Origin of the sequence: Rubrivivax gelatinosus IL144, assembly GCF_000284255.1 — a bacterium.
GTDB lineage: Bacteria > Pseudomonadota > Gammaproteobacteria > Burkholderiales > Burkholderiaceae_C > Rubrivivax > Rubrivivax gelatinosus_A.
The window spans coordinates 2,168,048-2,182,398 of the sequence record NC_017075.1 but is presented as its reverse complement, the minus strand read 5'-3'; the positions used below and the strand labels follow the sequence as shown (position 1 = coordinate 2,182,398).

The window sequence follows — 14,351 nt, the reverse complement described above, 5'->3', positions numbered from 1 at the left end:
GACGGAGATCGTTCCGGCGGCCTGCGTCACTGCAGCGGCGGCCTCATCGGCCGCCGTGTGTCCGGCCGCGTCGCGATGGCAACACGGCTCGAAGGGGATTGGATGCTTTCGCCAGCCGAAATGGATTGATCGACCACAAGCATTCCCACCATGTGACAAATTGGGGCGTCGCACCCCTTAACGGTGCGGCGCTTGCCGCCGGCCGCGCCGCATCTGCGCCAGCGGGCGCTTGCCCTGCAGCTGGCGCTCGATGCCGTCGTTGAGTTCGGCGCGCAAGGCGTGCACCTCCTCGACGAGGCCGTAGACGCCGGGGAAACGCAGGTCCAGCCACAGCCACAGCGTGCAGGCGCGCAGCGCCTGCTCGATGCGGTCGAGCCGGCTCCAGCCGTCGACCGCGTCGAGGAAGTACGGCCGGCCGGCACGGGCGCCCTTGGCGTGGCCGCGCGCCCAGTCCAGGTACTCCTGCACCGTGTCCTCGCTGCGCGTGTCCACCGGCGCCTGGGCGTAGACGAAACGCGCCGCCAGCGGCAGCGCGCCGGCGGCGTGGTCCAGCTGCTCGGCCAGCGCCAGCATCGCATCGAGTTCGGCGACGGCGAAGTGGGCGTCGTCGAGCTTGAGCCGCTCGACGAAGACGCCCAGCACCTCGCGCAGCCGGGTGGCCTGCAGGCGCTCGGCGATCGTGCGCACGTGCCAGCCGTTGGGCGCCACCGGCGCCTTGAACTGACGCGGTGCCTTGGGCTGGCGGTGCAGCAGCTCCTTCAGCGTGCGCGCCGCGGTCGGCTCGGCCAGGTCGAGCACGCCGGTGAAGCCTTCCTCCTGCATGCCGAAACGCCCGGCGCGGCCGGCGATCTGGTGCACCTCGGACTCGTCGAGCAGGCGGTCGCCGACGCCGTCGAACTTGCTCAGCGTCGAGAACAGCACACGCCGGATCGGCAGGTTCAGGCCCATGCCGATGGCGTCGGTGGCGACCAGGATCTCCGACTCGCCGCTGGCGAAACGTTCGGCCTCGCGCCGCCGCACCTCGGGCGGCAAGGCGCCGTAGATCACCGACACCGGCCGGCCGTTGGCGGCGATCGCGTCGCGCAGCGTCAGCACGTCGCGGCGGCTGAAGGCGACGACGGCGTCGCCGGACTGCAGGCCGCCCAGCGGCACCGGCCGCGGCAGCAGCTCGACGTGCTGCTTGCGCTCGAAGCGCCGCACCGTGCAGCGCTCGCCGCAGACGCCGAGCAGGTTCTCGATCGCCGACACCGCGTATTCGCTGCAGATGATGATCAGCTCGCTGGCCGGCACGGCGACGATGGCCTGGGTCCAGGCCCAGCCGCGCGCCGGGTCGAAGATCATCTGCGCCTCGTCGACCACCGCCACCTCGACCGGGTTGTTGGTCGAGACCATCTCGATCGTGCTGGAGACGAAGCGCGCGCCCTCGGCGGGCACGTTCTCCTCGCCGGTCAGCAGCGAGCAGGCGACGCCGCGCGCGACCATGCGGTCGCGGCCTTCCAGCGCCAGCAGGCGCAGCGGCGCCAGGTAGGTGCCGTCGCGCGCCTGGCACAGGCGCTCGAAGGCGGCGTGGGTCTTGCCGCTGTTGGGCGGGCCGACGTAGAGCTTGACGGTGCGCTGCTGCGCACGCGCCTTCGGGAAGGTGTCGGGATAGCCCTGGAAGGCCAGCTCACTGGTCAGCCCCTGCAGCGTGTCGAGCTCGGTGACGCGGTGCTCCCAGCGGTCCTGCACGCGCGTGCAGGCGGCCATCAGCTCGTCGGCGGCCTGCGGGCGCGCGCACTCGGCCGACAGCCGCGGCAGCAGCGACACCAGCTCGCGCGGCGACAGCGCGTGGCTGCGCGCGACCAGACGCTCCAGGTGCGCGAGGATCGCCGCGCGCTGCGGGTGCGGCACGCCGGCGCCCAGCGCGGCCTGCAGCGCGGCGCTGTCGCCGGTGCGCCAGAAGCTCCAGACCGGCGCGTCGTCGACCTGCACCCGGAACGGCAGCACCACCGGGAACGGAGGCTCCTCGGGCACCGGGATCTCGACCGTGTCCTGCAGCAGCCGGGTGAACGCGCCGGCGTGGCGCAGCAGGCCCAGCGACTCCAGCGTCGCGGCGCGTTCGTGCATCAGCGCGCGCACGTCCGGGCCGGTGCCGACCGCGTCCAGATGGGCCAGCGCCAGCGGCACCAGGCGCGGCTCGATCCAGCGGCTGGGCCGCGTGCCGGCGGCCTTCTGCAGCAGGATCAGCCCGAGCTTGTCGAGGTGGGCCTCGAAGCCGGGCGCGTGCGGCTCCAGGTATTCGGCGGGTTTGGTGACCTGCGGCAGCAGGTGCGCCGCGCGGCGCACGCGCTCGAAGTCCTCGGGGGAGACGCCGGCGGGCACACGCGCCAGGTGGCGGGGCTCGGGCAGATGGGGCAGCGGGCGCGGCGTGTCGGTCGGGCGTGAAACGGTCATGGAACGGGAACAGGGCGAGGCGCCGACTCTAACCGCCCGCGCCGGCGCCCTGCCCGCTCATCCCCAGAGCGCGCCCCTCCGGTCGTCGACACGGCGCGCCTTGTGCGTCGCACGCGGCAGCGTCTCGGGCGCCAGCAGCCGGACCTCGGCCGAGACGCCGCTGGCGCTCTTCAGCGCATGGGCGAAACGCCCGGCCAGGCCCGGCGCGTCGCCGACGAAACCGGGCGCGGTCTCGACTTCCACCGTCAGCCGGTCCAGATGCTGCACGCGCTCGACGACCAGGCGGTACTCGCCGTTGAACTCGGCGAAACGCCGCACGACGGCCTCGACGTCGCTGGGAAAGAGGTTGACGCCCTTGACGATCAGCATGTCGTCGAGCCGGCCGTGCACGCCCAGCAGGCGCGCGCTGGTGCGGCCGCAGCGGCAGGGCTCGGTGGTGAACGAGACGATGTCGCCGGTGCGAAAGCGGATCATCGGCCGCGCGCGCTTGGTCAGCGTGGTCAGGACCAGCTCGCCGCGTTCGCCCTCGCGCACCGGCTCGCCAGCGGCGTCGAGCACCTCCCAGTGGATGTGGTCCTCGGCCCAGTGCAGCCCGTCCTGCTGCTCGCACATGCCGGCGCAGGAGCCGAAGATGTCCGACAGGCCGTAGTAGTCGTAGACCTTGGCGCCCCACAGCGCCTCGATGCGCTGGCGCGTCTGCGGGATCGAGCCGCCAGGCTCGCCGGCGACGAAGAGCCGGCGCACCTGCAGGTCGCGGCGCGGGTCCAGACCCTGCTTGAGCGCCGTCTCGCCCAGGTACCAGGCGTAGGACGGCGTCGTCCAAAGCGCCGTCAGGCGGAACTGCTGCGCGATCTGCAACAGGCGTTCGGACGGCAGCGTGCCGGCGTGCACGCTCAAGGCGCCCAGGCGCTGCGCGCCGAGCACGCAGGGCCCGCCGACGAACAGCGACAGGTTCAGCGCGTGGCCGTAGCGGTCCTCGGGCCGCAGCCCGGAGGACCAGAACTGGCGCGCCTCGTAATCGATCCAGTCGTCGAAGTCCTCGGCGGTGAACGGCGAGGCCGTCGGCACGCCGGTCGAGCCGCTGGAGGCGCAGACGTAGACCACGTCGCGCTCGGGCACGGCGACGATGTCGCCGAGCGGCGGCACCGCCAGCTGGCGGTCGCGCAGCGTGCGTTTGTCCAGCGTCGGGAAACGCCGCAGGTCGTCCAGCGTGCGCAGGTCCTCGGGGCCGACGCCGGCGGCGGCGAAGGCGGCGCGGTAGTACGGCGAGCCCTCGGCGGCGTGGCGCAGGTGGCGGCGCAGGCGTTCGAGCTTCAGCGCATCCCAGTCGGCACGTGACTGGGTCTCCAGCGCCGGCGCCCAGAAGCGGCGTTCGGTGCCGAGCTGGGCCAGCACGGCGCTCATTGGGCACCCTCCGGCCTGGCGGCCGGTCCCGCCGAGCGGGAATGAGCCCCGGACAAGTCCTGAGGGCTCATGCAAGCCTCGCGACGGCCGGCGGCGCGGTCACGCGCCCGGCCAGCAGCTCGTCGAGCAGCGGCAGCGTCGGCGCGCCGGCGCCGGTGGGCATTGCCTCCCAGCCCTGGGCACGCGAGAAGAAACGCAGCGCCTCGAAGTCGGCCAGGCGGCCGCCGTCGAAGCGGTGGGCCAGACCCGCCGGCACGGCGATCCAGTCGCCGGCGCTGCACAGCACGGCCAGGCCGCCCGCCGGCAGGCGCACGTGGAACAGGCCACGGCCGTTGACGAACACGCGCAGCTCCAGGTCGGCGTGCGTGTGCTCCTCGAGGAAACGCGCGCGCAGCGGCGGCCAGGCCGGGTCGCCCGGGCGCACCGTGACGCGGTCCTCGTGCACGATGCCGTAGTGCCGGCGCAGCGCGTCCAGCGCCGCGTGGTGGCCCGAGTCGGCGTCGGGCTCGATCTCCACGCGCCCGGCGTCCACGCCCAGGCGCGCCAGCAGCGCCACGCCGGCGGCCGTGCCGCGTGCGTGCTCGCGCACGCCGCCGTCTTCGTCGAAGAGCCAGGCCTGCATCGTGCGCTCCCGGTTTACTGCAGGAAGGACGGACGGGCGTAGCCGGCGAAGTTCTTGTCCAGCACCTGCTTGAAGAACGGCGTCTTGAAGGCCTCGGCGATGTCGTGCGCCCAGGGCGTGCCGGCGTCGGCCCGCTTCACGGCGGCGACGAGCAGGTAGTAGTCGGGCGTCTTCTCCAGCGCCACCGCTTCGGTGAGCTTGAGGCCCGAGGCGATCGCGAAGTTGCCGTTGACGATGGCGAAGTCGGTGTCGTCCAGCGCGCGCGGCAGCTGCGCGGCTTCCAGCGGCACGAGCTGGATCTTCTTCGGGTTGGCGACGATGTCCTTCTCGGTCACGCGCAGCGGGTCGACGCCGGGCTTGACCGTCAGCAGCTTGTGCTGCTCCAGGAAGACCAGCGAACGCGCGAGGTTGGTCGGGTCGTTGGGCAGCGCGATGCGCGCGCCTTCGCGCGCGTCGGCCACGGTCTTGAACTTGCGCGAGTACAGGCCCAGCGGCGCGATCGGGCCCTGCACGATGTCGACGATGTCGAGCTTCTGGTCGGCGGCGAACTTCTTCAGGTAGATGATGTGCTGGAAGAAGTTGGCGTCGAGCGCGCCGTCGGCCAGCGCCTTGTTCGGCTGCACGTAGTCGTTGAACTCGACGAGCTTCACCTTGTAGCCCTTCTGTTCGAGCTGCGGCTTGATGCCGAGCTTGAGCACGTCGAGGTTGGAACCGGCGGTGGCGCCGATCACCAGCTCCTTCTTCTGCTGCGCATGGGCCTGGGAGGCGATCGTCGCGGCGCCGAGCACGGCGGCGAGAGCGACGGCGGCGGACAGCAGCGAGCGGCGCGAGAACGACATGGGACGGGTTCCTTGTTGGCGGAAGAAGGGAAAGCTCAGCGCTTGTCCAGCCGGCGCGCGATCGCGCTGCCGGCGAACTGGATGAGCTGCACGAGCACGACCAGGATCGCGACGGTGAACACCATCACGTCGGTCTGGAAGCGGTAGTAGCCGTAGCGGATCGCGAGGTCGCCGATGCCGCCGCCGCCGACGACGCCGGCCACCGCCGAGTACGACAGGAAGCTGATCGCCAGCACCGTCAGCGCCAGCACCAGCCCCGAGCGCGCCTCGACGACGAGCACGCGCCAGACGATCTGCAGTTCCGAGGCGCCCATCGCGTGCGCCGCCTCGACGACGCCGCGCGGCACCTCGCGCAGCGTCTGCTCGACGAGGCGCGCGAAGTACGGGATCGCCGCAAACGACAGCGGCACCGCCGCCGCCAGCGGCCCGATCGAGGTGCCGGCGATGACGCGTGTGACCGGCACCAGCGCCACCAGCAGGATGATGAAGGGGAAGGAACGCACCAGGTTCACGATCCAGCTGACGACGCCGTAGACCGGCGCCGAAGCCAGCGGCTGGCCCGGGCCGAGCAGGAACAGCCACACGCCCAGCGGCCCGCCGACGATCAGCGCCGAGCCCAGGCCGATGGCCAGCATCAGCGCGGTCTGGCCGACCGCCGTCCAGAGTTCGGGCAGCAGCGAGACGATGTTCTCAGGCATGGGCGGGCTCCGGTTCTTCGGCCACGGCCTCGTCGCCTTCGGCGTCGAGTTCGGGCGGGTGGTCCACGAGGCGCTGCAGCGCCCGGCCCAGCGAGGTGCGGCGGCGCACGCCGTGCTCCGACAGCGCGAACTGCTCGGCCACCGCGCCGCGTTCGACGACCGCGACGTGGCGGCACAGCGAGCGCACGACCTCCAGCTCGTGGGTGACGATGACGATCGTCACGCCCAGCCGGGCGTTGATGTCGGCCAGCGTGCGCAGCACCTGGCGCGTGGTGTCGGCGTCCAGCGCCGAGGTCGGCTCGTCGCACAGCAGCACCGACGGATGCGGCGCCAGCGCACGCGCGATCGCCACCCGCTGCTTCTGGCCGCCGGACAGCTGCGCCGGATGGCTGTCGCGCTTGTCGGTGAGGCCGACGATGGCCAGGCACTCGGCGACGCGTTCGGCGACTTCGGCACGCGAGCGCCGGCCGTGCAGGCGCAGCGGGAAGGCGATGTTGTCGAAGACGGTCGCGTTCTGCAGCAGGTTGAACTGCTGGAAGATCATGCCGATCGACTGGCGCGCCAGGCGCAGCTCGCGCTTGCCGAGTTCGGTCAGCACGCGCCCGTCGACCTCGACGCGGCCGCGGTCGGGCGTCTCCAGCAGGTTGATCAGGCGCAGCAGCGTCGACTTGCCGGCGCCGCTGGCGCCGACGATGCCGAAGACGTCGCCGCGGCGCACCTGCAGCGAGACCTCGTGCACGGCGTCGAAGACCTCGCCGCCGGGCAGGCGGAAGCGTTTGCTGAGGCCGTCGAGCCGGATCAGCGGCGGCGCGGCGGAAAGGTCCTGGACGGGCATGGGAACGACACGAGACGGAAACGGCTCATGAGTTTCTCCAGCAGTCCCGCCGCGTCGAACGAAGGAAAACGAGTTAGCTTGCTCGCCCTCCGGGAAAACCACGGCCGCCGCGGTAAGCCGCTACTACCTCGTGCGCCGGGCGCCTGCCGAAGATGGCGCCCATCCCAACGAACCCAGGAGACACAGGCGATGAGCAAGATCCTGATGCTGTGCGGCGACTTCGGCGAGGACTACGAGGTCATGGTGCCGTTCCAGGCGCTGCAGGCCGTGGGCCACACGGTGCACGCGGTGGCACCCGACAAGAAGAGCGGCGACTGGGTGATGACCGCGATCCACGACTTCGAGGGCCAGCAGACCTACAGCGAGAAGCCCGGCCACCGCTTCGCGCTCAACGCCAGCTTCGCCGACATCGACCCGGCGGCTTACGACGCGCTGGTGATCCCCGGCGGCCGCGCGCCCGAGTACCTGCGCATGAACACGCGCGTCGTCGAGATCACGCGCCACTTCCTGGCGGCCGACAAGCCGGTGGCCGCGATCTGCCACGGCGCGCAGCTGCTCGCCGCCACCGGGCTGATCAAGGGCCGGCGCATCAGCGCCTACCCGGCCTGCCAGGTCGAGGTGGAGCTGGCCGGCGCCGAGTACATGGGCATCGCGATCGACGGCGCGGTCACCGACGGCAAGCTCGTCACCGCCCCGGCCTGGCCGGCGCACCCGGCCTGGATCGCGCAGTTCCTGGCCGTGCTGGGCACGCGCATCAGCCTGTAGCATCGTCGCGCCACCCCGGGAGACGCCCATGTGCCGGATCTTCGTCAGCGCCGACCCCGCCAGCTACGAGAGCCGCACGCGCTCGGTGCGGCTGCACGGCGTCGTCACCAGCGTGCGGCTGGAGAACCTGCACTGGGCGGTGCTCGAGGAGATCGCCGCGCGCGACGGCCTGAGCGTCGCCCAGCTGATCGAGACGCTGTACGACGAACTGGTGGCCGAACGCGGCGCGGTCGGCAACTTCGCGTCCTTCCTGCGCGTCTGCGCGCTGCGCTACGAGAACCTGATCGCCCAGGGCCGGATCCCGCGCGACGCCTCGGTGCCGATCCGCTCGCTCGACGCCGAGCGTGTGCTCGGCGCGCTGCCGCGGCCGGTGGCGGCCTGGCGCGGCCAGCGCTCGCTCAGCTGAGCGCCGAAGACGCGGCGGCGGCGCTCAGATCGTCACCGCCAGCACCACGTCGGAGGCCTTGACCAGCGCGGTCGCGCGCACGCCGGGCGCCAGGCCCAGGTCCTGCACCGCGGCCGGCGTCACCATCGCGACCAGGCGGCCGCCGCCGTCGACCTCCAGCAGCACCTCGGTGTTCACCGCCCCGGGCTGCAGCTGCAGCACCGTGCCCGGAATCTGGTTGCGCGCCGACACACGCAGCGTCGGCACGCCGGTGGCCAGGATCACGTGGCCGGCCTGCACCATCGCGATCGCCGGGGCGCGGACCCGCAGGCCCAGCGCCTCGGTGCTCTCGCGCGTGACGATCGCCGCCAGGCGCATGCCGCCGGGCAGCGTCAGCTCCACCTCGTCGTGCACGGCGCCCGAGCGCAGCGCGCTGACGGTGCCGAGGAACTGGTTGCGCGCCGTCGTGCGCACGTTCAGCACCTTCAGCAGTGAGAACTCCTGCGTCAGGTCGAAGGCCTCGCGCGCCAGCAGCTCGACGAAACGCTGGTGCGCTTGCTCGACCTGGGCATAACGCTCCAGCACGCGCCGGCCGTGTTCGGTGAGCTGGGTCGAGCCGCCGCCGCGGCCGCCGGGGCGGCGCTCGACCAGCGCCTCGCCGGCCAGCCGGTTCATCGCGTCGACGGCGTCCCAGGCGGCCTTGTAGCTCATGCCGAAGGCCTTGGCCGCCTGCGTGATCGAGCCCTGCTCGACGACCGCCTGCAGCAGCGCCATGCGCGCGTGGCTGCCCAGGTTCTCGCCGTCGGCCGTGACCCACAGCGTCCCGCCGACACCCAGCCGGGGCGTGCGGCCGCGCCTTTGCGCCATCTGTCGTGCTCCCTGAAGCCTCGCTGTCGCGCCAAGCATAGCCGCGGGGCCCGCGCCCGCGATCGATCGTCCGGCCCTCGGCCTGCGTCGTATTGTTCTATATACGCCGCTACGTATCGGCGAGTACGAACACTTTGTCATCAAAGAGACAGCGCCCCGCCAGCGGCTGCGAGTGTCGTTATGTTGGTCCGTATATTGCGATGAGTTCCGCTCATCCCCACAGCCTCACGCGTCCCGATGAAACGTCCTCTCGTGCCCCGCCGTCTGGCGCTCGCCTGCGCGGCCGTCTTCTCCCCGTTCGCCTTCGCCCAGGAGGTCTTCGACCTCGGCACGATCACCGTCACCGGCGCACGCGCCGCGGTCGGCGAGATGCCGCAGGACCAGGCCGGCTCGGTCGTCACGCGCCGCGACATCGAGCAGTTCGGCCGCGACAGCGTCGGCGACGCCGTCGCGCTGCTGCCCGGCGTCACGCTGTCGAACAACTCGCGCAACGAACAGCTGGTCTACCTGCGCGGCTACGACGCGCGCCAGGTGCCGCTGTTCATCGACGGCGTGCCGGTGTACGTGCCGTACGACGGTTATGTCGACTTCGGGCGCTTCGGCACCGGCGACATCGCCGCGATCCAGGTCGCCAAGGGCTTCAGCTCGATCGCCTACGGCCCCAATGCGCTGGGCGGCGCGATCAACCTCGTGTCGCGCAAGCCGGTCAAGGCCTTCGAAGGCGACGCCCGGCTGGGCCTGGGCAGCGGCCAGGACCGGCTGGCCAGCGTCAACGTCGGCACCCGGCAGACGCTCTGGTACGCCCAGGCCGGCGTCTCGCACCGCGAGGCCGACGGCTTTCGCCTGTCCTCCGATTTCGTGCCCACCGCCACCGAGAACGGCGGCCTGCGCAACAACAGCGACCGCCGCGACAACAAGGTCTCGCTGAAGCTGGGGCTGACGCCCGCCGGCGGCGACGAGTACACGCTGGCCTACACCCGCCAGGACGGCGAGAAAGGCCAGCCGCCGTCGACCGACCCCAGCGCCGCACGCTACTGGCGCTGGCCCGACTGGGACAAGGAGAGCCTGTACTTCGTCTCCAGCACCGCGCTGGGCGCGGCCGAGAAGCTCAAGCTGCGCCTGTACCACGACAGCTTCGACAACGAGGTCGACAGCTACACCGACGCCAGCTACTCGACGCTGAAGACCAGCGGCCGCGGCAGCGTGTCCACCGGCCGCAGCATCTACCACGACCGCAGCAGCGGCGGCGCGATCGAACTCGAGTCGCGGCGCTGGGCCGGTCAGCTGCTGCGCGCCGTGCTGCAGCAAAAGAGCGACCGCCACCGCGAGCTCGACGCCGACGACGTCGTCGGCGCACGCTACGAGGACACGCTGCGCTCGGCCGGCGTCGAAGACCTGATCGACCTGGCGCCGGACTGGCAGCTGTCGCTGGGCGCGGTGCGCCACGAGCTGCGGCCCGACGCCGTCTACAGCGCCAGCAGCAGCTACGCCCTGCCCGACACCCAGGGCGCGACCAACCTGCAGGCCGGGCTGTTCCACGACCTGACGCCGACCGACCGCACTTACCTCACGCTGGCGCGCAAGACGCGCTTGCCGACTCTGAAGGACCGCTACTCGCAGCGCCTGGGCAACTACGTCGAGAACCCCGACCTCGGCGCCGAGACCTCGCTGAACCTGGAACTCGGCTACCAGGGCCGGCCGCTGGCCGCGCTGCCCGGCGTCACCGTCGAGGCCGCGGCGTTCCGCAGCAAGGTCGACGACAAGATCCAGTCGGTCTTCGTGGCCGGCGGCAGCTCGTGCAGCCCGAGCACGCCCTGCCAGATGCGCAACGTCGGCGAGGCGCGTGTGCAGGGGCTGGAACTGGGCGCGCGCGGCAGCGTGCTGCCCTGGCTGGACCTGGGCGGCAACCTGACGGCGATGAAGCAGAAGAACCTGTCGAGCCCCGACACCCGGCTTACCGGCGTGCCCGACCGCAAGCTCTTCGCCTGGGCGCTGGCGCGCACCGGCGCGCAGTGGTCCTGGCAGGCGACGGCCGAGTACGAGAGCCGGCGCTGGGTCAGCGACACGGTGGCGCTCGGCGGCTGGACGATCTTCGGCCTGAAGGCGAGCTGGCAGCCGGCCCCGGCGCTGACGCTGGAAGCCGCCGTCGACAACGTCGGCGACAAGAACTACGCGCTCGACGCCGGTTTCCCGGCCGCCGGGCGCAGCTGGAAGGCGGACCTGCGTTATGTCTTCTGATCTCCGCGCCACGCGGCGCCAGTTCATCGCCGGCTGCGGCGCACTCGCCGCCGCCGCCCTGCCCTCGGCCCAGGCGCGCCCGCGCCGCCCGGTGATCGTGCTGACGTCCTACCCGCAGGACACGCTGACGCGTTTCGAGGCGGCGTTCGAGAAAGCGCATCCGGGCCTGAAGCTGCAGCTGCGCTGGCGGCTGCCGCACCAGATGCCGGAGTACCTGGCGAGCGCCGAAGGCCGCGGCGTCGACGTCGTCTGGGCGGCCTCGCCGCGCACCTTCGCGGCGCTGGCCAACGCCGGCACGCTGGCGGCGCTGGCCGAGGCCGACGTGCCGCGCGACGGCCTGCCGGCGCGCATCGGCGGCACGCAGATCTCCGACCCCGGCGGCCGCTACCTCGCCACCGAGGTCGCCGGCTACGGCTTCGTGCACGCGCCGGCGCGGCTGCAGGCGCTGGGCCTGCCGGTGCCGCGCGACTGGCCCGAACTCGCCGAAGCGCGCTGGGCCGGGCAGATCGCGGCGCCGATCCCGTCGCGCGTCGGTTTCGCGCCGGTGCTCGTCGACATCGTGCTGCAGGCCTTCGGCTGGCAGCGCGGCTGGGCGCTCTGGAGCGCGATCGCCGGCCATTCGCGCTGGGTGCCGGCCGGCGGCACGCTGATCGGCGACGAGGTCACGGCCGGTCGCGCCGCGATCGGGCTGACGATCGACTTCTTCGCTGCGTCAGCGGTGGCACGCGGCGCGCCGCTGGCCTTCGCCTATCCGGCGCACGGCGGGCTGAACCCGGCGCACGTCGCCGTCGCCCAGGCGGCACCGCACCGTGCCGAGGCGCTGGCCTTCGTGCGCTACCTGCTGTCCGAGGCCGGCCAGACGCTGCTCGCCCACCCGACGATCCGCAAGCTGCCGGTGCGGCCCTCGGTCTACGCCCGGCTGCCGGCCGGCTACTTCAACCCCTTCGACGCGGCGGCGCGCGGCGGCTACGACTACGACAACGCCGCCGGCCAGCCGCGCCACGGCCTGCTGGCGGCGCTGTTCGACCAGGTCTTCGTCGCCGACGCCGACGAACACGCCGCGCTCTGGCAGAAGCTGCACGCTGCCGAAGCCGCCGGCCGGCCCAGCGCCGCCGAGGCGCGCAAGCTGCTGGAAACGCCGCCACTGACCGAAGCCGAAGCCGCCGACCCGGCGCTGCAATCGCGTTTCCGCTACGTCGAGCACGCCGCGCCGACTGAACCTGGCGCGCTGGAGCTGGGCTGGCGGGCGGCGGCGGCGCAACGCCGCCGCGAAGCCGCTGCGCTGCTGGCATGAGGCGGGTCTGGTGGCGCCAGGCCGGGCTCGCCTGCGCCGCGGCGGCGATGGCCCTGCCGGCGGCGGCGGCCGCCCCCTTCGGCCAGCCGCTGCCCGGCCTGGACGAAGCCGGGCGCGCCGCTTTCGCCGAAGGCCGGGCCTTGTTCCAGCGCCCCTGGAGCGACGGCCCGGGGCCCGGCGGCGGCCTGGGGCCGCTCTACAACCGCCTGTCCTGCGTCGCCTGCCATCCGGACAACGGCCGCGGCCGCGCGCCCGCCGGCGCCGACGAGCGCATGCAGTCGATGCTGGTGCGGCTGTCGCGGCCCGGCCGCGGCGAGCACGGCGGGCCGCGGCCGCACCCGGCGTACGGCGAGCAGCTCAACGAGGACGGCGTGGCCGGGGTACGCGGCGAAGGCCGTGCGGCGCTGCGCTGGTTGCCGGTCGTGCACCGTCTGGCCGACGGCACGAGCGTCGAGCTGCGCCGCCCGTTGCTGCAGTTCCGCGAACTCGGCTACGGCCCGCTGCGCGGCGTGCTGAGTTCGGCACGGGTCGGCTCGCCGGTCTACGGCCTGGGCCTGCTCGAAGCGGTGCCCGAGGCGGCGCTGCACGCGCTGGCCGCCACGCCCCAGCCCGACGGCGTTCGCGGCCGGCTCAACGAGGTCTGGGACCCGGTGTCGCGGCGCATGGCGGTCGGCCGCTTCGGCTGGAAAGCCAACACCGCGACGCTGCAAGCCCAAGTCGTGCAGGCGGCGCTGGGCGATCTGGGGCTGACGTCCGATGCGCTGCCCGCGCCCAACTGCACGGCACGGCAGACAGCCTGCCGCGACAAGGCCCGCGCCGGGCCCGGCGTCGATCTGTCGGCGAGCGAGGTCGTGCGCATCGGCGCCTATCTGCAGCAGCTCGCCGCACCGGCGCCGCGCGGAGACGGCGACACCACGATCGAACGCGGCCGGCGCCGCTTCGAGGACGCCGGCTGCGCCGTCTGCCACCGGCAGCTGCTGCCGCAGCCCGAAGGCCGGGCGCCGATCGCCGCCTACACCGACCTGCTGCTGCACGACCTCGGCCGCGGCCTGGCCGACGGCCGGCCCGACTACCGCGCCGGGCCGCGCGACTGGCGCACGCCACCGCTGTGGGGCATCGGCCTGACGCCGCAGGTCAACGAACACGACGAGTACCTGCACGACGGCCGCGCCCGCGGGCTGTTCGAGGCCGTGCTCTGGCACGACGGCGAAGCGCGGGCCGCACGCCGGCGTTTCGAGCGCCTGCCCCCGGCGCAGCGCGCCGAACTGCTGGCCTTCGTCGCGTCGCGCTGAGGGCCAGGGCGCCGGGGCGACAATCCGGCGCCCGCCGTCCGCGCCCTGCCCGATGCCCACGCTCGCCCAGCTGCTCGCCTTTCTCGCCGCCGCCGTGCTGATCACGGCCACGCCCGGCCCCGACAACCTGATGGTGCTCGGCGTCGGCATGTCGCGCGGGCGGCGGCGCGGCATCGCCTTCGGCCTGGGCTGCGCGCTCGGCTGCCTGAGCCACACGGCGCTGGCGGTGCTGGGCGTCAGCGCCCTGGTCGCGGCCTCGCCGATCGCCTTCACGGCGCTGAAGTGGATCGGCGGCGGCTACCTCGTCTGGCTGGGGCTGCGTGCGCTGCGCAGCCGCGGCGGCAGGCTGTCGGGCACGGCCGGCGCCGCCGACGAGACCGCGGCGACGCTGTTCCGGCGCGGCCTGGCGGCCAACGCGGTGAACCCCAAGGTCGTGCTGTTCTTCCTGTCCTTCCTGCCGCAGTTCGTCGTGCCGGAACAGGGCCCGGTGGCGCTGCAGCTGGGCGTTCTGGGCCTCGTGTTCACCGCGCAGGCGGCGCTGATCTTCGCGCTGCTGGGCGCCTTCGCCGGCAGCATCGGCGCCTGGCTGAACCGCCGCCCCGGCGCCGGCGCCTGGCTGGACCGCATCGCCGGCGTCGTCTTCATCGGGCTGGGGCTGCGCATCATCACCAGCCGCTGA

13 protein-coding genes are annotated in these 14,351 nt (G+C 72.9%); 6 read left to right on the top strand and 7 right to left on the bottom strand.

What is annotated here, in order from left to right; all coding sequences use genetic code 11:
• Positions 1-177 precede the first annotated feature (177 nt).
• The 6 genes from RGE_RS10210 to RGE_RS10185 all read right to left on the bottom strand — a co-directional run bounded on the left by RGE_RS10210 (position 178) and on the right by RGE_RS10185 (position 6,831).
• Positions 178-2,433: a helicase-related protein gene (locus RGE_RS10210; RefSeq protein WP_014428298.1), complete on the bottom strand. Its 2,256-nt coding sequence runs from the start codon at positions 2,431-2,433 to the stop codon at positions 178-180.
• Positions 2,434-2,490: 57 nt separating this feature from the next.
• Positions 2,491-3,837: a phenylacetate--CoA ligase family protein gene (locus RGE_RS10205; RefSeq protein WP_014428297.1), complete on the bottom strand. Its 1,347-nt coding sequence runs from the start codon at positions 3,835-3,837 to the stop codon at positions 2,491-2,493.
• Positions 3,838-3,904: 67 nt separating this feature from the next.
• A complete protein-coding gene (locus RGE_RS10200; protein ID WP_014428296.1) occupies positions 3,905-4,459 on the bottom strand; it encodes a 1,2-dihydroxy-3-keto-5-methylthiopentene dioxygenase in 555 nt (184 codons plus the stop codon).
• Between the two features lie 14 nt (positions 4,460-4,473).
• Positions 4,474-5,298 carry a MetQ/NlpA family ABC transporter substrate-binding protein gene (locus tag RGE_RS10195; protein WP_014428295.1) on the bottom strand — a complete coding sequence of 275 codons (825 nt, stop codon included), beginning with the start codon at positions 5,296-5,298 and terminating at the stop codon, positions 4,474-4,476.
• 35 nt (positions 5,299-5,333) lie between these two features.
• On the bottom strand, positions 5,334-5,996 hold the full coding sequence (locus RGE_RS10190) for a methionine ABC transporter permease (protein ID WP_014428294.1): 663 nt from the start codon (positions 5,994-5,996) through the stop codon (positions 5,334-5,336).
• Complete coding sequence (locus RGE_RS10185; RefSeq protein ID WP_014428293.1) at positions 5,989-6,831, bottom strand: methionine ABC transporter ATP-binding protein; 843 nt, start codon at positions 6,829-6,831, stop codon at positions 5,989-5,991. Before RGE_RS10185 ends, RGE_RS10190 begins: the two co-directional genes overlap by 8 nt.
• A gap of 189 nt (positions 6,832-7,020) precedes the next feature.
• Here RGE_RS10185 and RGE_RS10180 point away from each other — a divergent pair, with 189 nt between their 5' ends.
• Together RGE_RS10180 and RGE_RS10175 are read left to right on the top strand one after the other, a co-directional pair.
• Positions 7,021-7,596 carry a DJ-1/PfpI family protein gene (locus RGE_RS10180; RefSeq protein ID WP_014428292.1) on the top strand — a complete coding sequence of 192 codons (576 nt, stop codon included), beginning with the start codon at positions 7,021-7,023 and terminating at the stop codon, positions 7,594-7,596.
• 28 nt (positions 7,597-7,624) lie between these two features.
• On the top strand, positions 7,625-8,002 hold the full coding sequence (locus tag RGE_RS10175) for a ribbon-helix-helix domain-containing protein (RefSeq protein ID WP_014428291.1): 378 nt from the start codon (positions 7,625-7,627) through the stop codon (positions 8,000-8,002).
• A gap of 24 nt (positions 8,003-8,026) precedes the next feature.
• Here RGE_RS10175 and RGE_RS10170 read toward each other — a convergent pair whose 3' ends face one another.
• Entirely contained in the window at positions 8,027-8,848 is an 822-nt protein-coding gene (locus RGE_RS10170) for a TOBE domain-containing protein (RefSeq protein ID WP_014428290.1), read from the bottom strand.
• 237 nt (positions 8,849-9,085) lie between these two features.
• Here RGE_RS10170 and RGE_RS10165 point away from each other — a divergent pair, with 237 nt between their 5' ends.
• From RGE_RS10165 to RGE_RS10150, 4 genes are read left to right on the top strand one after another with little or no spacing between them, the layout of a single operon-like run.
• Positions 9,086-11,086, top strand: a complete 2,001-nt coding sequence (locus RGE_RS10165) for a TonB-dependent receptor plug domain-containing protein (RefSeq protein ID WP_043783983.1) — start codon at positions 9,086-9,088, stop codon at positions 11,084-11,086.
• The gene (locus RGE_RS10160) at positions 11,076-12,380 is read left to right on the top strand and encodes an ABC transporter substrate-binding protein (protein WP_014428288.1); all 1,305 of its coding nucleotides are present in this window, start codon (positions 11,076-11,078) and stop codon (positions 12,378-12,380) included. The genes RGE_RS10165 and RGE_RS10160 overlap by 11 nt, the downstream gene beginning before the upstream one ends.
• On the top strand, positions 12,377-13,672 hold the full coding sequence (locus RGE_RS10155; RefSeq protein ID WP_014428287.1) for a di-heme oxidoredictase family protein: 1,296 nt from the start codon (positions 12,377-12,379) through the stop codon (positions 13,670-13,672). The genes RGE_RS10160 and RGE_RS10155 overlap by 4 nt, the downstream gene beginning before the upstream one ends.
• A 52-nt stretch (positions 13,673-13,724) precedes the next feature.
• Positions 13,725-14,351, top strand: a complete 627-nt coding sequence (locus RGE_RS10150; protein WP_014428286.1) for a LysE family translocator — start codon at positions 13,725-13,727, stop codon at positions 14,349-14,351.